Here is a 21,712-nt window from a genome sequence, read left to right on the forward strand (position 1 = left end):
GACTGTCGAATTTGATGGAGCACAGCCATGACCCATTCTGTTTTCGCCCGGTTCGAGCAAGTGTGCCGCAGCAGTGCGCAAGCGGTCGCGCTGGAGAGCGTCGAGCACCGTCTCACGTACGCGCAGTTGCATGACCGGGTCGCGTCGATCGGCGCGCGTCTCGCCGCGGCGGGCGTCACGCCCGGCACGCTGGTCGGCATCTTCCTGCCGCGCGACGTGCGGCTGCCGGCCGCGCTTCTGGCGTCGCTCGGAAGCGGCGCCGTATACGTGCCGCTCACCGAGAAGTATCCGCCCGAGCGCCTGCGCGAGATCATCGAGACGCACGGCATCGAGCACGTCGTCACGACCGAGGCGCTCGCCTCGCAGTTGCCCGCGTCGTGCGGCAAGATCGTGCTGCCCGCCGAGGGTTCGGAGACGGCCGGCCTGCGGCCCGCCGGCGAGCGTGCCGACTGGCGGCCCGCGGGCGAGCGAGCGCAGAACGCGCCCGTCTACGTCGTGTTCACGTCCGGCTCGACGGGCACGCCGAAGGGCGTGCTGATCGGCGAGCGCAATCTCGGCAATCTGATCGACTGGTACGCGGTGTCCTTTAGCGCCGAGCAGCGGCGCTCGGTGCTCGCGTCGACGCAGATCACGTTCGACCTGTCGGTGTTCGAGCTGATCTGCACGCTCTGCACGGGCAGCAAGATCGTGATCGTCGAGAACGTGCTGCAGTTGCTCGACGAAGGCGCGCCGTGCGACGTGAGCCTGATCAACACGGTGCCGTCGGCGGCGCGCGAGCTGGTGCGCCACCGCAAGTTCCCGGCGGCCGCGCGCGTCGTGAATCTGGCGGGCGAGGCGCTGTATCAGGATCTCGTCGACGACATCTACGAGGCCGCGCCGCAGCTCGAGCAGGTGTTCAATCTGTACGGCCCGTCCGAGGACACGACGTACTCGACGGGCCATGCGGTGCCGCGCGGCGGCGCGAGCCGCACGGTCAGCATCGGCCGCTCGCTGCCGGGCAAGCGCGTGCACATCCTGTCCGACGCGCTGACGCCCGTCGCGCCGGGCGAGGTCGGCGAAATCTGCCTGAGCGGCGAAGGCGTCGCGCTCGGCTATCTGAACGACGCGAAGCTGACGGCCGAGAAATTTCCGACGATCGGGCACGGCCCGCTCGCCGGCGAGCGCATCTACCGCACGGGCGACCTCGGCAGCATCGACGGCGACGGCCTGCTGCGCTATCTCGGGCGCGCGGACCGGCAGGTGAAGGTGCGCGGCGTGCGCATCGAGCCCGGCGAGGTCGAGGTCGCGCTGCGCAGCATCGACGGCATCGCGGATGCGGCGGTGGTGAAGATCGTCGATGCGGCGAACAACGATCAGCTCGTCGCGCTCGTGGTCGCGCAGCCGTCGTGCCCGGCCGAGCACGCGATCCTGGACCGGCTGCAGACGCTGATCCCGGCGTTCATGGTGCCGTCGCGCGTGGAGCGTATCGACGCGATTCCGCTGAACGGCAACGGCAAGACCGATCGCACGAAGCTCGAGCAGATCGCCGGCGCGCTGTTCGGCGCGGCGCCGCCCGCCGACGACATTCAGGTGCGCGTCGCGGAGATCGTCGCCAAGCTGATGTCGCGAACCGACGTGGCGGCCGATGCCGATTTCTTCCGGATCGGCGGCAACTCGCTGCTGAGCGCGCAGCTCACGTTCATGCTGCAGAAGCAGTTCTCGGTGACGCTCAGCATTGCCGACGTGTTTCGCCATCGGACGATCGGCGCGCTCGCGGCGATCATTCGCGAACGAACCCAAAAGGCCGCGCAGACGGCGCCTGCGGCTGCCGGCCAACAGCCGGCGGCGGTGCAATCGACCTCCGGCGGCGCAGGCGCCGAGCAGCCGTTGGTGTTCGCCACGCCCGCGCAACGCGGGATCTGGCTGCTCGAAAACAGCCCCGGCGGCCGGGCGGTGTCGAACGCGCCGCTCGTGTTCGAGTATGCGGGCACGCTCGAGCGCGCGCTGCTCGAGCGGTGCGTGACGCAACTGCTCGAGCGCCATGCGATCCTGCGCAGCAACTATGTGTGGGAGGACGGCAGTCTGCGGATCAAGTGCAACGCGCACGTGCCGTTTCGCGTCGAGACGGTCGATCTCGGTTCGCTGGCGCCCGACGCGCAGCAGGCGAAGGCGCGCGAGCTGGTCGCGCGGGAAGTCATGCGCCCGTTCGATCTGCGCCGCGATCCGATGCTGCGCGTGACCGACATCGCGTTCGGCGAGCGCGCGGGCCAACTGGTGTTCGTGTTCCATCACATCGCGGTCGACGATCGGGCGCTGAACATCGTGTTCTCCGAATTGCAGCGGCTCTACGCCGCGGGCGGCGACCCGGCGGCGATCGGCGCCGCGCCGGCCCGGCAGTTCGCCGATTACGCGGCGGCGTCGCGCGAGGCGAGCGCGCGGCTCGGCGAGCATCTCGATTACTGGCGGCACAAGCTGGCCGATTACCGCGGCGCGACGCCGTATCTGGTCGACCCGCAGGTGAAGCCCGCCGCGCGCTTCGCCGGACGGCTGCACTTGCATGGCGTGGCGCAGCACGTGAGCCGGCAGCTCGACGCGGCCGCCGCGCGCCGCGGGCTCACGCCGTTCGCGCTGTTCGCGGCCGCCGTGGCGTGCATCGTGCACCGGGCGTCCGGCAGCGACGACGTGACGATCGGCACGTTCTTCTCGAATCGCGATCATTTCCAGGACAACGATCTCGTCGGCTTCTTCGTCAACACGCTGCCGCTGCGCGTGCGGATCGACGCCGGCTGGGACGTCGATCAGCTCGCGCAGGCGATGTCGGCGACGCTCGCGCAAGCGCATTCGCACCGCGACGCGACGACCGAAGACGTGTTCGACGCGTTGCAGGTCAACAACGCGCTGCGCCGCGCGGCATTGCGCGTGATGGTCAACCTCGAGCCGGAGCAGGCGGAGGTGCTGACGATGGGCGCGCTGAGCGCGCGCCGGATGCTGCTCGACCGGCATGTCGCGAAGTATGACCTGTTGTTCTCGCTGCGCAAGGAGGACGGCGACTATCGCGTGCTCGTCGAATACAACACGGAGCTCTACGACGGCGACGTCATTGCGGGCGTCTGCGCCAATCTCGACCGCTCGCTCGCGGCGCTGACAGGCACGGCGAGCGAGCGGCTCGACGCGATCGCGCTGCCGAATCCGCTCGAGCGCGGCGCGCCGGGCGACGCCGCCGCCGGCCCGGCCGATGCCGATGCGCCGGCGGCCGCGGCGGCCGATATCGATCTGCGCGAGGTGGTGCGCGACATCTGGGCGAGCGAGGTCGGCCACCGGACGTTCGGCGACGACGACAACTTCTTCGACGTCGGCGGCAGCTCGCTCAAGATCATGACGGTCTACGAGAAGCTGTCGAACTTCCTGAAGCGTCACGGCATCGAGAAGGAAATCGACATCGTCGACCTGTTCGAGCACGTGAGCGTCGCGGCGCTGACCGATTTCCTCGGAGCCTTGATCGAACATGACGCAATCGCACAGTGACACGGGCGCGCATGCGGCCGGCGCGCCGGAAGCCGGCCCGATGGACATCGCGATCGTCGGCCTGAGCGCGCGCGTGCCCGGCGCGGGCGACGCCGACGCGCTGTGGTCGCTGCTGATGTCGGGCGGCGACGGGCTCACGACGTTCGAGCCGCACGCGCTCACGGCCGAGCTCACGCAACTGAACGATGTCGAGCGCGCGCGCTACGTTGCGCGGCGCGGCGTGCTCGACGGCATCGAAGCGTTCGACGCGGGCTTCTTCAACCTGTCGGCGGCGGAGGCGACGCTGCTCGATCCGCAGCATCGCGTGCTGATGGAACTGGTGTGGGAGGCGCTCGAGGACGCGGGCGCGGCCGATTGCGCGGGGCGCCGCGTCGGCGTGTTCACGACGTCGGGCCTGAGCCATTACCTGATCAAGCACCTGCTGCCCGATCCGTCGATCGGCGAGCGGCACGGGCAGTTGCAGTTGCTGATGCTCAACGACAAGGATTTTCTCGCGACCCGCATCGCGTACTTCCTGAATGTGCACGGGCCGGCCGTCAACGTGCAGACCGGATGCTCGAGCTCGCTCGTCGCGCTGCACTACGCGTGCCTGTCGCTGCTGCGGCGCGATTGCGAAATGGCCGTCGTCGGCGGCGTGTCGATCGCGCTGCCGCAGCAGTCGGGCTATGTGTTCTCGGAGAACATGATCGGCTCGCGCGACGGCTTTTGCCGCGCGTTCGACAGCGACGCGTCGGGCACGGTGCGCGGCAACGGCGCGTGTGCGGTCGTGCTCAAGCCGCTCGCCGACGCGCTCGCGAACCGCGATCCGGTATGGGCGGTGATCAAGGGCACGGCGCTCAACAACGACGGGCGCGACAAGGTCGGGTTCACCGCGCCGAGCCCGAAGTGGCAGGCCGACGTGATCGACGCCGTCTATCGCCGAAGCGGCGTCGCGCCCGACGATGTCGATTTCGTCGAGGCGCACGGCACGGGCACGCCGCTCGGCGATCCGATCGAGGCGAGGGCGATCAATCAGGTGTTCGCGGGCGCGCGGCGGCCGCGCTATCTCGGCGCGCTGAAGACGCAGATCGGGCACCTCGACACGGCGGCCGGCCTCGCCGGGCTGATCAAGCTGTGCATGTCGCTGCGAAACGGCGTGATTCCGCCGACCGCGCACTTCCGTACGCTCAATCCGCGTATCTCGTTCGACGATTCGCGGTTCACGATCAACACCGAACCCGTCGCGTGGCCGAGGCGCGATGCGCCGCGCTACGCGGCGCTCAGCTCGTTCGGCATCGGCGGCACCAACGCGCACGTGGTCGTCGCGGACGGGCCGGCCGACGTGCGGCGAGCCGGGGCGCCGTGCGACGAATGGGCGTCAAGCGCGCAGCGCGGCCCGCATCTGATCGTCGTGTCCGCGAAGAGCGCCGCTTCGCTCGCTGCGCTCACGCGCGCCTACGCGGACGAGATCGCAGCGCTCGACGACGCGGCGCTCGCCGATTTCGCGTACTCGACGCGCGTCGGCCGCCGCGGCTTCGAGCATCGGCTGGCCGTTTGCGCCGACGATCGCGAAAGCGCGGTCGCGCGGCTGCGCGCGGCGCGTGCGCGCTTCAGCGCGAAGCCGATCGCCGGCGTGAGCGTCGCCGCGGCCGACGCGCACGCCGTCGCCGCGCATCTCGGCGTCACGCCGCCCGACGGCGCGTCGCGCGCGATCGACGCGATCGCCGTGCGGCTCGCCGAGTGGGGCATCGCGATCGACGCGGGCTCGGCGGTGCGGCTCGGCGCCGCCGACGGCCGGCTGCACGTCGCCGCGCCCGGCGCGCCGTCCGAGACGATCGACGCCGCGACGCCCGGCGCGATCGACTACTATCTGCAGGCGGCGCTGTGGTGCGCGGGCGTGGCGGTCGATTTCGGCCGCGAAGCCGCGCGTGAAGCTGCCGGCGCGGTTGCCGGTGAAATCGGCGGAGACGCCCGGGAAAAGGCCCGCGCGCCCGCGCGCAGAAGAATCCGGATTCCGACCTACCGGTTCGACCGGCGGCGGCACTGGATCGACGCGCCGGGCGAGCGGCGCGGCGACGGCCGCGACAGCGGGCCCGGCGCCGCCGCCGCACCGGAGACGGCCGCGTCCGAGGCGCGGCCGCGCAAGCCGCCCGCCGAGCAGCCGACGAGCCTCGTCGCGCTCGAGGCGGCTCTGCTGTCGCACTGGCGCAGCCTGTTGGGACTGCCGACGCTGCGCAGCACCGACAACGTCTTCGAGCAAGGCGCGGATTCGCTGACGGTCGCGCAGTTCGTCGCGCAACTGAGCGCGGAGCGTGCGCTGCCCGTGCACGTCGTCGATTGCTACAGCGAGCCGAGCGTGGGCGGCCAGGCGCGCCTCGTCGGCGCGCGCATCGGGCTGGGCGGCCGCGTCGCGGCAGCCGCGCAAGCGAGCGCGCCGGCGCCCGAAGTCGAGAGATTTGACAACCTTTAAAGCGAGATTGCAGTGACGAGCCAATATTTCCTCAAGAAGAACGTCAAGATCGAGCCGCTGGTCAACCGCTGGCACGCCAATCCATGGCTCGTGTATCCGCCGACGGCGGCTTATCTGATGCGGCATCACCTCGAGATCATGACGTCGTTCGTCAAGCACGCGGCGCTGCACGAGAAGGCGGCCGCAAGCCGGAAGATTCGCGGCGGCCCGTTCGTGCAGGGGCTCAACGCGCAGGACGTGCCGGCGATGGAGGCGCTGATCGAGACCACGCGGCGCGACGGCGCGCATCTGTTCGGGCTCGCCGACGACCTCGACGCGCTCGGCGCGACGCTCGGCGCCGCCGACGGCCACAGCCTCGTTCCGTTCTACGAGCAGGTGCCGCAGCGCTTGCGCGGGATGGTGGAGCTCGCGTATCAGGCGGGCAACCGCGCGTACGCGCGGCTGATGGAGGGGCTGTACTACGACGCATACGATACGAGCGCGCTGCAGTCGTTCGCGCTCGCGCCGCTGTGGGACGACAGCCGGCCGTTCTGCCTCAGCACGCCGCGGCTCGACACGAGCGACGACGTGTTGCTCGACATCCCGTTCGCGGACCCGCTCGCGGTCGCGCTGACGGCGTCGCGCCGCAACGGGCTCACGCCCGCGCAATTCGAGGCGCTGCTCGATCGCCGCTCGAAGGGCACGCGCGCCGACGCGGTGGCCGCGCTGTTCTCGGACACCGCGCCGCCGCGCGGCGCGTCCGATGCGCACGAGCCGCGCGTGCGCTACTTCGGTCACGCCTGCGTGCTCGTGCAGACCGGCTCGGAGAACCTGCTGTTCGATCCGCTGATCGGCTACCCGTTTCCCGGACAATCGCCGCGCTTCACGTTCGACGATTTGCCCGACGTGATCGACTACGTCGTGATCACCCATTCGCATCACGATCACTTCGTGCTCGAGACGCTGCTGCAGATTCGCGATCGCGTGAAGACGATCGTGGTGCCGCAGAACACGCACGGACAACTGATGGACCCGTCACTCAAGCATACCGCGCACGCGCTCGGGTTCGAGAACGTCATCATGATGAGCGAGTTCGACACGCTCGAGCTCGGCGGCGGCAAGCTGCATGCGGTGCCGTTCCTCGGCGAGCACGGCGACCTCGACATCCGCAGCAAGCTCGGCTTTCTCGTCGAGGCGGGCGATCGGCGCGTGCTGATGGTCGCGGACAGCAACAACCTCGACGACAGGCTCTACGAGCACGTTCGCCGCCGCTACGGCAAGGTCGACCTGCTGTTCATCGGCATGGAGTGCGAGGGCGCGCCGGTGTCGTGGCTGTACGGGCCGATGCTCGACACGAAGCTCGCGCGTTCGATGGACGACAGCCGGCGGCTCAACGGCTCCGGCTCCAGCGCGGGCTTCCGGCTGGCCGAGATCGTCGGCGCGGATCGCGTGTTCATCTATGCGATGGCGCAGGAGCCGTGGCTCACGTTCATCAGCAGCCTCGAATACGACGAGAGCTCGTTCGCGATGCGCGAGGCGAGAAAGATGATCGCCGCGTGCGAGCAGGCGGGCATCGACGCGTGCCTGCTCAACGGCTGCGTCGACATTGCGCTGGGCGCGCGGTGACCGGATGGATCGCGCTCATCGCAGCCCGGCGGGGCCGGTCGACACGCTGCTCGACGGGATGATCGCCAAGAATGCGTATTATCCGCGCCGCATCGGCGGCGCGATGCGCGTGCACACGCTCGGCGATCACGCGGTCGTCAACAGCGGGCTCGCGACCGATACGTTCAACCTCGTCATCAGCCGCGCGGCCGACGGCGCGCAGGCGAATGCGATCGCGCCGATCGCGCGCGATTTCAACGAAGCCGGCTTGCCCGCCGCGTGGTGGACCTGCGGCGAATGGCCGGACGCGGCGTTCGCGCGTGCGCTCGGCGAAGCGGGCTTCGTCGCCGACGAAACGAGCGTCGGGATGCTGGCGGAGCTGGACGCGCTGCCGTGCGTCGCCGCGCCGCGCGGCTTGCGGGTGCGGCAGATCAGCGGGGCGGACGACGTCGCGCGCTTCGGTGCGCTGATCTGCGCGCTGTTCGATCCGCCCGATCCGTTCGTCGATGCGTTCTATCTGCACGTCGCCGCGCTGGAGATCGACACCGCCGAGCCGCTGAAGCTGTTCCTCGGCGAGATCGACGGCTGCGCGGTCAGCACGGCCGCGCTCTATCTCGACGCGGGCACCGCGCACGTGTTCGACGTCAGCACGGCGGCGCACGCGCGACGGCGCGGCTATGCGTGCGCCGTCACCCATTTCGTGCTCGCGCATGCGAGAGACCGGCTCGGCGCGGCCCGCGCGGCGCTGCAGGCGTCGCCGGACGGTCTGAACGTCTATCGGCGTCTCGGCTTTCAGCCGGTGTGCGAGTTTCGCGTGTATTCGAACCGCGCCGCGGTTCTGGAGAGAAGTCATGACCAGCATCCCCGTTAGACTCGATCGGTTTGCGCCGGCCGCCGCCCCGGCCGACCGGGCCGATCCGGCCGCCGCCACGGACGGCGCCCCGGCGGCGGCGTTTCCCGCCACGGCCGCGAAGGCCGCGATCCGCACGCTGGTTGCGCCGTCGCCCGGCGGCGCGCACGTGCTGTGCATCCCGTGGGCGGGCGCGAGCATCGAGCGCTTCTTCGCGTGGAAGCGGCATCTGCCGGCGGGCGTCGGCTTGTCGGGCGTCCAGTTGCCGGGGCGCGGCGCGCGCGCGCACGAGCCGTCGCCGACGGATCTCGTCGCGCTGCTCGACGAGATCGCGGCCGAGTACCTGGCGCTGCCCGACCCGCCGCGCATCCTGTTCGGGCACAGCTTCGGCGCGCTGATCGCGTTCGAGATCGCGACGCGCGTGAGCCGGGCGGCCGGCCAGGCGGGCGGCGATCCGTTCGTGCGGCTCGTCGTGTCGGGGCTGTCCGCGCCGAGCGTGATCGCCGAGGAAGAGCGCATCGCCCATCTCGACGACGACGCGTTCAGCGCGCAAGTGCACGCGCTCAACGGCATGCCGCCCGAGATCGCGCGGAGCCCCGAATCGCTGCGCTATTTCATGACCGTCCTGCGCTGCGATTTCCGGCTGTACGAATCCTATTCGTTCGACGCGGATCGCCCGCCGCTGCGCTGCCCGATCGCCGTGTGCTCCGGCCGCGACGATCCGAGCGTGTCGGAGCACGGGCTGAACGCGTGGGCGGCGCTCACGACGGGCGAGTGCCGGCGTCACGATTTCGACGGCGATCATTTCTTCATCGCGGACCACGCGGCCGCGATGCTGGGCCTCGCGCTGGACGCCGAAAGCACGCTCGCCGACTGAGCGGCGCCGCCTTCCTTTCCTTTTTTCGAATCGTCATTTCCTGTCGACCACGTTCATGAGCGAGACCTCGAAGCGCCATCCTTCCCTCGTGTTGATCCTGATTCCGGTCGTGATGCTCGGCCAGCTCTCGATGGACATGTATCTGCCCGCGCTCGACAGCCTGCGGGCCAGCATGCGCGCGACGGGCAGCGAGCTGCAGCTCACGCTCAGCGCGTTCGTCGTCTCGCTCGGCGTATCGCAGTTCCTCGTCGGCGAGTTCGCGCGCCGCGCGGGGCGAGGGAGCGCGATCCGGATCGCGCTCGTCGGCTTCGTCGGCGCGACGGCCGGTTGCGCGATCACGTCGTCGATCGCGTTCTTTATCGTCTGCCGCGCGGTTCAGGGCATCTCGGCGGCGGTGTGCGTCGCGCTGTCGTACGCGGTGATCGCCGATAACGCGAAGGACAGCCACGAAAGCATGCGCGGGATGACGATGCTCATGGTTGCCTCGACGGTCGCGCCGCTGATCGCGCCGGTCGCGGGCTCGCAGGTGCTGCAGCTCGCCGGCTCGTGGCGGGCCGTCTTCATGCTGCTGCTATGCGTCGCGAGCGCGACGACGCTCGCGTTCTTCACGCAACCGGCCGCGCGCTTCGATGCGCGCGCGTCGGACGCCTCGAAGCCGGCGCGCCAGATCTATCTCGGGATCGCGCGGTCTTCCCGGTTCTGGCGCTACGCGCTGCTTTGCTCGATCGGAACGACGATCAATTTCTGCTTCTTCTCGTTCCTGCCCGGCATCCTGCTGGTTCAGAACGGGCTCACGCAGAACGCGTTTTCCGCCGCGTTCTTCCTGTGCGGGCTGACCGAGATCGCGGGCTCGCTGCTCGCGCCGAGAATCAGCAAGCGCATCGGGCACCCCGCATTGACGGGGCTCGCGTGCGCGTGCTGCGCGCTCGGCGGTTTCGGCGTCGCGTATCTGTCGACGATGCAGGGGGCGGTCGTGCCGATCGTCGTCGCGTTCTCGATCGTCGAGCTGGGAACCGGCATGCTGATCGCGCCGTGCTTCTCGGCGGCGCTGTATCTGTTCCGCTCGGCGTCCAACGAAGCGTCCGCGATCTGCGGGTTCCAGCAATTCATGATCGCCGCCGGCGTCGCCACGTTCGCCGCCGCGATGCAATGGCAATCGTCGTATGCGCTCGGCATCCTGATCGGCGTGGCCGCGCTGCTCGGCGCGGCGCTCGGCTGCACGCTGGCGGGCGGCGCTGCGGCCGACGAGCGAGCCGATGAGCGAGCGGACGAGCGCGTGGCGCGGGTGGCGGCGAATCCGGATTAACGGCGAGGCGCCCGCGCGGGGCGCGCGGCGGCCGTTGGCCGGGCGACGCGCGGGGAAGGACGAAGGCGGCGCGCAACGCCCGCCGTGCAAGCGAGGCGAACGGCGGCGCGATGAAAGAAGCGCGGGAAGGGCGGCGGGCGAAGACGGCGGCGTGGGCCGCCGCCGGCAAGCGGCGAAGCGTCGGCTTCAGGGAATTCGCCTCATCGGGCGATTGCCGGCGGCCGCGTTTGACGCTTGGGATTGGACCGGTACTTACTGATAGAACGGCTTCGGCCCGGACACCATCACGCGCCGCATGATGCGATTGCCGACGGGCGGGTTCGGCGAATTGGTGTGGATCAGCGACGCGTTGTCCCAGATCACGAGGTCTTCGTTCGCGTAGCGATGACGGTAGATGAAATCCTCGTTGCGGCAGTGCGCGAAGATGCGATCGAGAATCTCGTCGCTTTCCTCGGGCGAATAGCCCTCGATCCGGTCGGTGTGCGCCCAGTTGACGAAGATCGAGCGTTGGCGCGTGTGCGGATGGGTGCGCACCGCCGGATGCGAGACGGTCGGCTTGAAATCGTCTTCCGCGATATTGAGATCGAAGCCGATCTTCCTGCATCGCTTCACGAGGCTGCTGTCGAGACTGAAGACCGCACGCTTGCCGTCGATCGCCGCTTTCAGTTCGTCGGGCAGCGTCTCGTATGCGCGGAACATGTTCGCGAACCAGGTATCGCCGTGCGCGTCGGGCACGGATTCGGCATAGAAGAACGTCATTTTCGCCGGGTGCTCGAGATAGCACAGATCCGAATGCCACAGCTCGAACGGCGGCGTCGGATAGCCGACCGGCTTGCCGTCTGACGTCACGTTCGACACGATCGTCATTTCCGGGAACGAGGACGTATTGGTCGTCATCGGGTGCGGCTCGAGCTCGCCGAACGCACCGCACGCGGCGATCTGCTGTTCGCACGACAGGCGCTGGCCGGGAAAGACGAGCAATTGATGTTCGGACAACAAACCGATGACGTCGTCGCGCGCTTGCGGCGACAGCGGCTTCGAAAAATCGATGCCTCGAATCTCTGCGCCGAGCGCAGGGGACAATTTGCGTGAAATCATGCGAATTCCTGTGGTGACGATGTTTGAACGCGATGCGCTTCGATCGGAATCCGAATACGGCGTTATTTTCGATATTCGATCGAAAATCGGATTCCTGATTGAATTAAAGGCATTAAAAAATATCGTCCGGAATACACGCTGTCTAGCTATCAATTATCACAGGTCTTTATCGGAAATCGGCGCGGCATCGAAAATGGACGTGAAGGATGGATATCGGAAACGGTGTGAAATTGATGGTCCGGCGCGGCTGCATTTTTCGGTTGCCGGTTCGCCCGCCGCACGGATCGCACGGTTCGCACCCGCCGCGCGCATTCCGTTTCGAGCGTTTACTTCACACGCGCGTCGCGCTCCGGTTTCAAACGATCGTCGTCCGCTCGAGCGGGAGGTCCGGCTTCCGACCTGCTGGAAAGCGAAATTTCAGGGGAAGCTCAAGCGTCCGATGAAGGGACCGGTCGGTGGCAGGGTTGAGTGGTGGCAATAGGCAATATTTGCCTGATTTTAAAATGCAGAGCAAAAATTACACGAGTGATGGCGTGTGCCGATCACTTGCATATTTTTGAATTCGAAATTGTTCGTAAATTTATTGATAATTCTTATTGAATTTAACTTTGTTTTTTGAGACATTTGCGATGATTGTTGTCTTGTATTTTTTTGCACCATTTCAAGAAAGGATTTCGTTAGAATTTTGTAATGTGTTGAGGGGGCGGGGTGTTGTTGCATAAATCGAGCGTGCGGACGGAGTAGCCCGCATGGTCATGATTTCTTGCAGAGCGAACGGATTGCGGACGAGCGAAGTCCGCAATCCGGTTGATTGCGCCGCCGCGAACCGCGACCTCGGTCGCCTGCGAATCAATGCAACGCGCCCAAAGACGATTGCTCGCGAGCGTCTTGATCCGACACATTGCCTTTTCGACAAGGGGCATCGATGGCATGAGACGTTGCCGACAGCGGTCTACATGCGAGTTGCCAACTACGCGTGCGCGTAGGAACGTCGAGCGTGCGTAGTCGGAAGCATGAGGTTGCCGATATTGTTGCAGCCGTGCGAGCGATCGACGAGGGGGAGTCGACGCGCGTAGTGTGCGAGAAATGGGGCATTTCTCGTTCGACCCTATATGAGTGGCGAGGCTTGTACCGTGATGTGCCGATGGCGGTCGTTGCCCACCTGGAGCAGCTTCGTCGAGAAAATGCCGAGCTCAAGCGACAATTAGGCCGGATCGAACTGGATCGAGCAATATTAATGAAGGCCTTACGACATCAGAACGCGGAATTAACGGCCCGATGCACAATGGCATCCTGGCTGCTCAAACATTGCCGAATCAGCGTGGCTCGGGCTTGTCAGTTAAGTGGGGTATCTCGAACACTGTTTATTTCCCGTTCAGTTCAAGGACATCAATCCCCTGGGGAATGAGCGGGATCTATCATACGCATACCAACTGCCCACCTATGTTTCGGCAAGGCGATGCAATCAAACGGGTAGACGGCGACAATTGTCTTGGCCGGTGGAGCGGTGACGGAGGCAGCGTAGCCGCCGTAGGCACCGCCCCACCAGCGGCGCCGGGCGGAGGGGGTTTTAGGATGGCTGATCGTATTCAAGAAGAAGCGAACAGCCATGACTGGAACCCACGTTACGGACCAGCAGGTCCGCCTTTTTATGAACAAGCGCAAACATCACACTCAGGAAGTCGCCGCGGCGATGGCCGGCATGAGCGTCCGCATGGCGCGGCGAATCGAGCACGGCCCCCATTTGCCGTCGCAGAAACCGGCGCGCACCTGGCGCACCCGTCCCGATCCGTTCGCCGACGTCTGGGAGACCCGACCAAGACACTCGACAGCTTCGACTTCGGCATGGTGCCGATCGTCTCGAAGGCGCACGTGATGGCGCTCGCGACCGGCGATTCGTGGCTCGAGAAAGGTGCGACGATCCTGCTGTTCGGGCCGCCGGGCGGCGGCAAGACGCATCTCGGCTCCGGCATCGGCCATGCGCTGATCAACGCCGGCTACCGCGTGCTGTTTACCCGCACCAGCGTGCTCGTGCAGAAACTGCAGGCGGCCCGCCAGAGCCTCCAGTTGCCGTCGATGCTCGGCAAGCTCGACCGTTTCGATCTGATCATCCTCGATGACCTGTCGTACGTGCGCAAGGACCAGGCTGAGACGAGCGTGCTGTTTGAGCTGATCGCCGAGCGGTATGAGCGGCGCAGTCTCCTGATCACGGCCAACCAGCCGTTCTCAGGCTGGAACGACGTGTTCCCCGACCCGTCGATGACGGTGGCCGCCATCGACCGTCTGGTCCATCACTCGACGATCTTCGAACTGAACGTCGAAAGCTACCGGCGTCGCAGCGCCAGCGACAACAAGCGCACGCGGCGACGTCAATTACCCGACACCGAACCGGAGGAAACGACAACTATGGCCACCTGACGAGCGACAAAATTACCACAGCCGACCGGCCATCATAATTGTCGCTCGACCGGCCAAGGTAGTTGACGATCTACAAACGGGCGCGTTCCGCTGCACGGTAAGGAGGGGCGGCGAATGTTCGGTATGTTGGCGTACGGCTGGGTGATCGGGTCTTGGCTGAACTGCCTTCGCTCAGCACTAACCGGAGCTGCAAAATTGGAGAGCATTAGGGCGTTTGCCGAGCGCGTCGTTGCGGTTTTAAAGTCAGCGGAGGCGCAGCGAAATGTTCAGTCCGTATGTCAGGAATTCCATGTTAGCCGTTCCACCTACTATCGATGGCGAGCCCGGTACGGGGGAATGAGTGTCGATGAGTTGATTCAGACCCGCACGCTTGAACTGGAAAATCGTCGTCTTCGATTACGTATTTGGCGGGCTCGCTTCAATTGTCGGATGCTGCGCATGCTGCTGGTACAGACCGCGGATCGACCGACGCAGACTAAACGAAGACTCTAGCCGCCGAGGTGAGGCGGGACGACGACCACGACCCGGCTGACCGTTCGCTGCGTGGAGCGCCACACCCAGGCGCTCCATCACTGATGACTCGTCGACGTGACAATCTCTACACGCATCACAGCGCATCAGGCCGATGAGGTGGGACGGAATTCGTGGAGGCCAACGAGCGATCTGATTCAGATAGAAGCGCTGCGTGAACGCGACAGGCTATCGGTAGTTCAGACGCGCCTGCGTACGTTGCCGGTTGTAGAAGATTTCGATGTATTCGCTGATCGAGTGGCGCGCCTGCTCGCGGGTGAAGAAGCGTTGATGATAGACCAGTTCGTTCGGTTGCGGTAGGGACGATGGTTACAGTACATGAGCGGACAGTGGCCCAAGCTGGTCCGCTACGTCGAGAACGGTAACTGGCCGATCTCGAACAACCTGTGCGAGAACGCGATCCGGGCCGTTCGCCGTCGGCCGCAAGGGCTGGCTGTTCTCCGATACGGTTGCCGGCGCGCAGGCCAGCGCCAACCTGTACTCCCTCGTCGAGACGTGCAAGGCGAACGGCGTCGAGCCGTATCGCTATCTGGTCTGGCTGTTCACCAGGTTGCCGTTCGCTGCAACCGCCGACGACTACGCCGATCTCATGCCTTGGAGCATGCCTGCCGCCCTCAACCTCTGAGGGGCGTCGTTAAAAGACCGCATACAGTGAATCAGCGTAAGCGATCAGACAAAGACGCCCCTCTATAAATGGAGCTTCTTGGAGAGTCGCTGGCCGTCCCTCAAGAAACCATGTCGCTCATAGAAGTGGTGAGCAGCCGGTCGGTGATCGCCGCTTGTCACTTCCAACTTTACACACCCGACCTGCCTAAACCAGTGTTCTGCAGCGCCAATCAGTGCGCTACCAACTCCGTTTCCCCGATATCGCTCGTCGACGACCATGCTAGTTATGCGCCCGAGATTGCCCGCCGCGTGGAAGAGCGGTAGTGCGTGGAGGCTAATACTACCGATAACTTCTTCTCGCACGGACGCCACAATGATTTTGTCTACCGGGCTCGGAAGCATCGCTTCAACTTTCTCAAGGACTAGCGCTGGAGTTGTCTGGTAGCCGAGTTGCTGCAGCAAGAATGCGGTTGTTGCGTGATCCGATGGTCGCGATTCACGGATGAGAATGTCCGATGACGTCATCGCCTACAGTGCTCCAAGGTAAAAGATCTTCGTAGTCGCTGAGAGTTGTTGCCTTCGGTAACGCCCTAAACAGCGAGACCAGATAGCGATACGGATCAACACCGTTCGCCTTGCACGTCTCGACGAGGGAGTACAGGTTAGCACTGGCCTGCGCGCCGGCGACAGTATCGGAGAACAACCAGCCCTTGCGGCCGACGACGAACGGCCGGATCGCGTTCTCGCACAGGTTGTTCGAGATCGGCCAGTTTCCGTTCTCGACGTAGCGGACCAGCTTGGGCCATTGCCCGCTCATGTATTGCAGCGCCTTGCCAAGCAGACTCGACGGCACAACGCTTGGCAGATGCTCGACCAGTATGCGCTCGATGACGGTGAGCACGCGAGCGCTGTACCGGGCGCGCAGTCGCTGCCGGCGTTCAGCCTTCCACTTCGCGCTGCGCGCCTCGGCCGCAAACAGCTTGCCGATCGGCATCACGAAGCGCGTGGCTAGCAGATCAGGCGAGCGTGCAGCCTTCGGCGCCGACTCCTCGGCCTTGATGAAGCCGCGACGAACGTGTGCCCAGCATCCGAGATGCACGAGCTGGTGATCGTGGGCGATGCCGTTATAGAGTTCGTACCCGTCAGTCATCAGCACGGTGCCGGGTTGCACGCCGACATAGAGCTTCTGCGCATGCTGGGCACCGCGCCCCGGCGAGTACGAGAACATCCGTACCGGTGGCCCTGAGCCGTTGACCTGCGCCCATAGGTAGCTCTTCGCCTGCGGCCTTCGTCCCGGTTCTTTCAGCACTTGGAACGTGGTTTCGTCGCCGTATATCAGGTCTGATTCGAGCAGCGCGTCGCGCATCAGGTTAATCACCGGCTGCGTGGCTAGTCCCACCCGCACCACACTGGCGGCCAGCGTGTTCGACGAGATATCGCCGCCGAAGCGACGCAGCAGTGTGGCCTGACGATACAGCGGCATGCCGTACTGGTACTTGCCAGTGATGATCCACGCCAGCGCGGATTCCGTGAGCAGCCCGCGCGGGACGATGCGCGCCGGTGCGGGCGTGACCTTAATGCCGAGGTCACAGCACGGGCACGCGTACTTGACCCGCTGGTGCTGAACGACACGCACCCGCTCGGGAATCACGTCAAGCTGTTCGCTCGTCTCGACACCGATCTCCACGAGGGCATGGCCGTCGTGCGCGCAGAATCGTTCAGACTCCGGCAATTCGTGCCGCACGACCTCGCGGGGCAGGTTCGGATCGAGTGGTTTGCGCCCGCGTTTTCCTCGCGCGTGGGCGGCGACTAACGTACCGGGCACGTCCTCGCGCGCGGGCGCGTCGGTAGCCGTCGCAAGTGCCTCTGCTTCGTTGAACAGGCCCAGCTGGTCGACATGGCGCGCTTCGCTTGAGGCGCCGAACAATTCGTGCTTGTAGGCCCGCAGCTTCTCTTCGGCCAGATCGCGCTGGGCCGTCACGAGCCGAAGCTCACCGCGCAGCGCATCGCGTTCGACGCTCGCGGCAATCAGCGCCTCGTACTCCTCGGCGCTCAACATGACGGGGTTGTTCGGCATGGCCAATTAGACCATGCCACCCGCGTGGTGTTCAGCTCATCCGCGCGTAATATCGCTGGGGATGCTTCTGGATCACGGCCAGGTCGATGCCGTCGAGCAGCCAGTGCAACTGCTCGGCGCTGAGCATGATCGTGTCGCCTCCGTTCGGCCAGATGAAGCGATCAGCTTCGAGGCGCTTGAGTAGCAACCAGAAGCCGTTGCCGCCCCAGCCAAGAATCTTGATGCGATCGCGACGGCGATTGCCGAAGACGAACAGCGCTGAGGTCATCGGGTTCAGGCGCATCGCCTGTTCGACCAAGATCGACAGCCCGTTGATGCCCATGCGGAAGTCGACCGGATCGCGATGCAGGTAGACCTTCAGCCCTTCGTCGAACCGGAACACGGCAGCCTCCCGAGCATCTGGATCAGCGTCGTGATCTCCTCAAGCCCCGCTTCGCCCAGCTTCAATTCCACCCCGTTGGGCAGGCGCACGTTCAGCGAGAGCGACAGCTTTGCTTCGGGGGTAACGGGCTGCGCCGCCGCCGCGACGACCGGGATAAATGCCGGTGACGAGGCAGGCATGTCGATCACATCGTTGTCTGCTGGCTCCGTCGGCAAATTTGCCGTCTTCTGGCTGCGCTGATAGCGCGTCACCCAACTGCGCAGCAGATTCGGGTTGATTCCGTACTCCATCGCCGTGCGCGCTATCGACACGCCCGGCTGAAGGCATTGCCGGATCAATTCCTCCCGCGCCGCTTCGTCGTACTCGCGGCGACCGTCTCGTTTCTGGCCGATCACCAGCCGCTCATGCAAATCCTGTTTATCGTTCATTGACTCTGATGCCATGTGTCCACGTGGACACGTAGCATCTGTGAGTCACGTGACCGATGCTAGGGCGTCGGTAAATGATCGCTTACGAATCAGCCTCGCCGTGCAATGGCGTCCTTCAAAGAGCGCTTACGAATAAACCGGTCGAGAACCGTTGATTAGTCGGCCCTGAACAATTCGTTTTACTGTGCGGCGGCGTCATGCCGCCGATAGTGCGGCAGTCTCGCCATTGAGCAGGACAGCAAGAATCAAGGCGTAAAAAAGCCGCAGCTTTCTCAGGATCATCCGCAGGTTGTGGCCGGCGCCGCATAGCACCGCATGGATCGCGTCACCCAGTGCGCCTTTAAGCCAATTCCGATCAAGTTTTCCATCTGCCTTCATATGACCGATGGTCGGTTCGATGGCGCTGCGCCGCCTGATCATCGCGCGCAGTGTGCGTGTGATGCCGCGTCGCAGACCGGGGTGGTAGATCTTCACGCCATCGGTCGCGGCCCCCTTGTAGCCACGGTCCACGATGGCAACCTCCGGCGTGACGTCGCTCAAGATCGCCGCTTGCTCCAGCGCTTCAGCCAGCGTGTGGCCGTCGTACGGATTGCCCGGCATCGAACGCGCACCGACCACGAGCCCTTCCTTGTGGGTCGTCGTGATCGACACCTTCACGCCGAACTCGTATGGCTTGCGAGCCTTGCCCTTGGCCAGACACTCAACTTCCGGCGCGTGCAGGGCGTAGACTTTGTTCTTGTCCTTCTGCTTTTGCGACAGAATGCGTTTCGTGCGGGCAACCAACTCCTGCAATGCCGTGCGGCTTTGATCCGTCACCGAGTCGAGCTGCCGTTCGACATCACGCATTACCCGGCCCACCCGCGAGCGCAACGTGCGTAGCGCCTTTCTCATCCGCTTGTATTGCTTCGCGTGCGCGTAACGGCCAATCTGGCTTGCCAGGCGCGGCGCCTCGCGGTTGTAGTTCTGACGCAGTTTCAGGCCGTGCCGTGCCGCGGCCTTCACCAGATGTTCGCGGCACCGCGCCAGCAACCGCGAATCGGTCGGATGCGCGATCGCCTTCTCCATGACCGTCGTGTCGAGGATCACGCGCTTCACGCTTGCAGCCTTGATCACGCCGGCGCGCCTGGCCGCTTCGATCGTCTCGGCCAACAGTTCTTCTACGCCGGCTTTGCCAAGCCGCTTGCGCCAGCGCGTCAGGCTCGACGGATCGATCGGGGGCTCCGTCTGCAAGTACGTTTCGCCGGTGAACACCTGCCAGTACGGGTTCTCCACCCATTGCCAGACCACTTCTTCGTCGGACAGGTCGAATGCGTGCTGCAAATACACCAGGCCGGCGATCAGCCTCGGTGACGTTGCCGGACGACCTTTGCGTGAGACGAAGCTCTCGCTCATCGACCCGCTCAATCGATCCCAGTTGATCAGATTGGCCAAACCGACCAACGGATGCTTCAGGTTGATCTGTTCGCACAACGGTTGCCGGAAGAAATCTCCCTCCGTCACAGGCGTCTTCGGACCCATCCGCACCTCGTCGAAATTTGCAGGATCTAGCCTTTAATATGCCTGCTTCCTGCAATTCCCTCAACAGGGTTACGGCCTAAAAGCCTTGCCGTATAAGGCTCTCAGGATTGTTCAGGACCGACTGATTAGTAACCCTATTGCCACCCGTGGCAACGCTGATTGCGTCGCATCAACACTGGTCATCGAGCCCAACACGGGTTGTCTGAATACTGACAGTACCCATATGCCTTAGTTCAGGATGCTCGTTGCACAGCATTTCATGAGTTTGCCCGTACGCATTTCGAATTGCCTGCACATCGTCAAACGGCGCGTTCGTGTATCCGATCGCCATATTTGCTACACGGTTGTACAGATCCTCGTGCTGAATATCGGTCGTCAGCGGTTCGAAGATCGGCCGACCGATCGACACTGGCATTGCGCCCGACGACGGATTAAATTCGTCGTCTCCGTTTGCCATCGACATGCCGACCGGCACCGTCTCTGCGAACGTGTGGTACCCACCATAGTTCATGAATGCGGCAATGCCGAGCGTTGCTGGCTCGACGACGTCTGCGCGGCCATAGAGCGGTTTGTCGGAAAGCGTGTTGAGCGCGAGTAGCACGTCGCACGTGCCGCCCGATTGCGCGCCGGCTGAAGGCAGCCCGCGCAGGTTCGATTCGACTGCGAACGTTCCGTTCGGCTGCCAGCGGTTCACGCCGACGCCGTGCGGGAACGCGTGCGCGTCGAGTGCCTCAAGGAACGTTCGCTCGGTGCCATCGCTCGCGGTCGCGAATAGGTTCTGGTAAATCTCCATAACCGGATGATCCGGCGCGATCTCCGTCGCAGACATCATGAACGGTCGCTCGGGCAGCCCGCTAGCGCCCGGCTCGATAGGTGCACCCTGCCGCGCGATCCCGTTTATGTTTCCGTAGCTCGCGTCTGCGTGCAATGCTGCGCGCAAACGGGCCTCGACAACAGGATCGCTCGAGGTCACCATTACATTTCCAAAGCCGAGTCCGTGCTGCGCAGCAGATGTATAGATGCCGTTTACTGGCTCACCGTCGATGAGCGGCACACGTTCGCTGCGCATTCGGCTCACCGCGTCGTCGAAGTTCGTCGTACGCGTGCGCTGCGTGAACTGCGCATAGCGGTCGGCAAACTGTTCGGCCACGCCATTGCCAAGCGGCTGCAGCATTTTGCGAATGGCCTCGACATTTTCCGGTGCATCTTTAACCTGCATCAGTTGCCATACCGTTGTGCCGAACGAACTCAGCATCTTGATCCGCGACAGTAGATCCCTTGCGTCGCGCCCTGGCATGTAGCGGCCGTCGTCGCCGATGATCGGGCTGCGCAACTCGGTCATTATCCAGTTGCGGACCCCTTCCGATTCCTTACCAGGCGGTTGCCGGCCAATCTGATCCGACGTCGGCTCGAGCGGATTCGTCAGTGTGCGCTGGAACACCTGACTCATTGACTGCCGTTGCCCCTGAAACATCACCGGCGTGTCCGCAAGCTGACCTTGCGGTGTGAGTACGGATTCGAGCACTGTCGAGAGTGTGTTTCCGAAGCGCTGATACACTCGGCCAACGTCCCCCGGATGATCAAGCATCGCCATGCTAAGCCCAGCCTCAAACAGGCGCCCGTTCGTCAGCGCGAGTTCCTGCGCCTCGTCGAGTCGAATCCCGGCCGCAGTCGACACGAGTCGACTGGCATCGATTTCACCCGCTCCGTTAGAGGCGGACTGAGCAATCTGTTTCAGCTCGCCCCCCTTCACCTCAGCATATAGACGGATCGGTGGGAGGTTCACATTGATACTTGGCATGGTCGCTTCGAGTCTCGGATAAAACAAGTGTCGTCATGTTGCACACCTTCTGCCAAGGGCGCTTTCAAATTTCAATCGTGCTCAGTCCCACCCGCTGCGCGCAAACAACTTGCACAAGCCGCGGCGACAGGGACGTGACCGCTCCTCGACGACCAGATACGTTTTGTTGCGGCGCGGCGGGCCCGAGCGTAAGCGTGTCCCCTGCGGCCGAACAAGCCGTATCGGGGATGCGTCCCTGCAGCGTCGGATCGAAATCGAACTGCTTGCGCGTGCGCAGCATGGG

Annotated in this window: 14 protein-coding genes and 6 pseudogenes; 10 read left to right on the plus strand and 10 right to left on the minus strand. The window is 64.8% G+C overall.

Going from position 1 to position 21,712, the window contains the following annotated elements; translation table 11 throughout:
* Positions 1–27 precede the first annotated feature (27 nt).
* From WS92_RS29680 to WS92_RS29705, 6 genes are read left to right on the plus strand one after another with little or no spacing between them, the layout of a single operon-like run.
* Complete coding sequence (locus tag WS92_RS29680) at positions 28–3,504, plus strand: amino acid adenylation domain-containing protein (protein WP_059934193.1); 3,477 nt, start codon at positions 28–30, stop codon at positions 3,502–3,504.
* Positions 3,485–5,953, plus strand: coding sequence for a beta-ketoacyl synthase N-terminal-like domain-containing protein (locus tag WS92_RS29685; RefSeq protein WP_059934191.1), 2,469 nt, complete (start codon positions 3,485–3,487; stop codon positions 5,951–5,953). The genes WS92_RS29680 and WS92_RS29685 overlap by 20 nt, the downstream gene beginning before the upstream one ends.
* A gap of 12 nt (positions 5,954–5,965) precedes the next feature.
* Entirely contained in the window at positions 5,966–7,558 is a 1,593-nt protein-coding gene (locus tag WS92_RS29690; RefSeq protein ID WP_059934189.1) for an MBL fold metallo-hydrolase, read from the plus strand.
* A 4-nt stretch (positions 7,559–7,562) separates the two neighbouring features.
* Positions 7,563–8,408, plus strand: coding sequence for a GNAT family N-acetyltransferase (locus WS92_RS29695; RefSeq protein ID WP_059934187.1), 846 nt, complete (start codon positions 7,563–7,565; stop codon positions 8,406–8,408).
* Positions 8,389–9,264 (plus strand): thioesterase II family protein, encoded by an 876-nt coding sequence (locus tag WS92_RS29700; RefSeq protein ID WP_059934186.1) that lies wholly within the window; start codon positions 8,389–8,391, stop codon positions 9,262–9,264. The genes WS92_RS29695 and WS92_RS29700 overlap by 20 nt, the downstream gene beginning before the upstream one ends.
* A gap of 55 nt (positions 9,265–9,319) precedes the next feature.
* Complete coding sequence (locus tag WS92_RS29705) at positions 9,320–10,570, plus strand: MFS transporter (protein ID WP_059934184.1); 1,251 nt, start codon at positions 9,320–9,322, stop codon at positions 10,568–10,570.
* A gap of 252 nt (positions 10,571–10,822) precedes the next feature.
* Here WS92_RS29705 and WS92_RS29710 read toward each other — a convergent pair whose 3' ends face one another.
* The gene (locus WS92_RS29710; RefSeq protein WP_059934182.1) at positions 10,823–11,668 is read right to left on the minus strand and encodes a TauD/TfdA dioxygenase family protein; all 846 of its coding nucleotides are present in this window, start codon (positions 11,666–11,668) and stop codon (positions 10,823–10,825) included.
* Positions 11,669–11,867: 199 nt separating this feature from the next.
* Between WS92_RS29710 and WS92_RS37335 the strand changes: the two are divergent.
* A pseudogene (locus tag WS92_RS37335) lies at positions 11,868–12,064 on the plus strand (hypothetical protein); the annotation flags it as partial.
* A 368-nt stretch (positions 12,065–12,432) separates the two neighbouring features.
* On the opposite strand, the pseudogene WS92_RS36885 reads toward WS92_RS37335, so the two are convergent.
* Positions 12,433–12,585: pseudogene (locus WS92_RS36885) on the minus strand (IS5/IS1182 family transposase); the annotation flags it as partial.
* Positions 12,586–13,319: 734 nt separating this feature from the next.
* Between WS92_RS36885 and WS92_RS36890 the strand changes: the two are divergent.
* Positions 13,320–13,460 (plus strand): annotated as a pseudogene (locus tag WS92_RS36890) (helix-turn-helix transcriptional regulator); the annotation flags it as partial.
* A 20-nt stretch (positions 13,461–13,480) separates the two neighbouring features.
* Positions 13,481–14,086 (plus strand): annotated as a pseudogene (gene istB / locus WS92_RS29715) (IS21-like element helper ATPase IstB); the annotation flags it as partial.
* Between the two features lie 699 nt (positions 14,087–14,785).
* Here istB and WS92_RS33895 read toward each other — a convergent pair.
* Positions 14,786–14,905, minus strand: a pseudogene (locus WS92_RS33895) (IS3 family transposase); the annotation flags it as partial.
* Between the two features lie 12 nt (positions 14,906–14,917).
* Between WS92_RS33895 and WS92_RS33900 the strand changes: the two are divergent.
* A pseudogene (locus WS92_RS33900) lies at positions 14,918–15,242 on the plus strand (transposase); the annotation flags it as partial.
* Between the two features lie 62 nt (positions 15,243–15,304).
* Here the strand turns inward: WS92_RS33900 and WS92_RS33905 are convergent.
* The 7 genes from WS92_RS33905 to WS92_RS35370 all read right to left on the minus strand — a co-directional run bounded on the left by WS92_RS33905 (position 15,305) and on the right by WS92_RS35370 (position 21,709).
* Entirely contained in the window at positions 15,305–15,748 is a 444-nt protein-coding gene (locus WS92_RS33905; protein WP_082743774.1) for a GNAT family N-acetyltransferase, read from the minus strand.
* On the minus strand, positions 15,720–17,300 hold the full coding sequence (locus WS92_RS33910; protein WP_082761082.1) for an IS66 family transposase: 1,581 nt from the start codon (positions 17,298–17,300) through the stop codon (positions 15,720–15,722). The genes WS92_RS33905 and WS92_RS33910 overlap by 29 nt, the downstream gene beginning before the upstream one ends.
* Before the next feature lie 31 nt (positions 17,301–17,331).
* Entirely contained in the window at positions 17,332–17,682 is a 351-nt protein-coding gene (gene tnpB / locus WS92_RS29725) for an IS66 family insertion sequence element accessory protein TnpB (protein ID WP_061083913.1), read from the minus strand.
* Complete coding sequence (locus WS92_RS29730; RefSeq protein WP_059933741.1) at positions 17,658–18,110, minus strand: IS66-like element accessory protein TnpA; 453 nt, start codon at positions 18,108–18,110, stop codon at positions 17,658–17,660. The genes tnpB and WS92_RS29730 overlap by 25 nt, the downstream gene beginning before the upstream one ends.
* Before the next feature lie 195 nt (positions 18,111–18,305).
* Positions 18,306–19,628, minus strand: a complete 1,323-nt coding sequence (locus WS92_RS29735) for an IS5 family transposase (protein ID WP_059933225.1) — start codon at positions 19,626–19,628, stop codon at positions 18,306–18,308.
* Between the two features lie 169 nt (positions 19,629–19,797).
* Positions 19,798–21,429 (minus strand): hypothetical protein, encoded by a 1,632-nt coding sequence (locus WS92_RS29740; protein WP_061083914.1) that lies wholly within the window; start codon positions 21,427–21,429, stop codon positions 19,798–19,800.
* Positions 21,430–21,493: 64 nt separating this feature from the next.
* On the minus strand, positions 21,494–21,709 hold the full coding sequence (locus WS92_RS35370) for a hypothetical protein (RefSeq protein ID WP_141668121.1): 216 nt from the start codon (positions 21,707–21,709) through the stop codon (positions 21,494–21,496).
* Positions 21,710–21,712: the final 3 nt, after the last annotated feature.

This window comes from Burkholderia sp. MSMB1588, from assembly GCF_001546925.1.
GTDB lineage: Bacteria > Pseudomonadota > Gammaproteobacteria > Burkholderiales > Burkholderiaceae > Burkholderia > Burkholderia humptydooensis.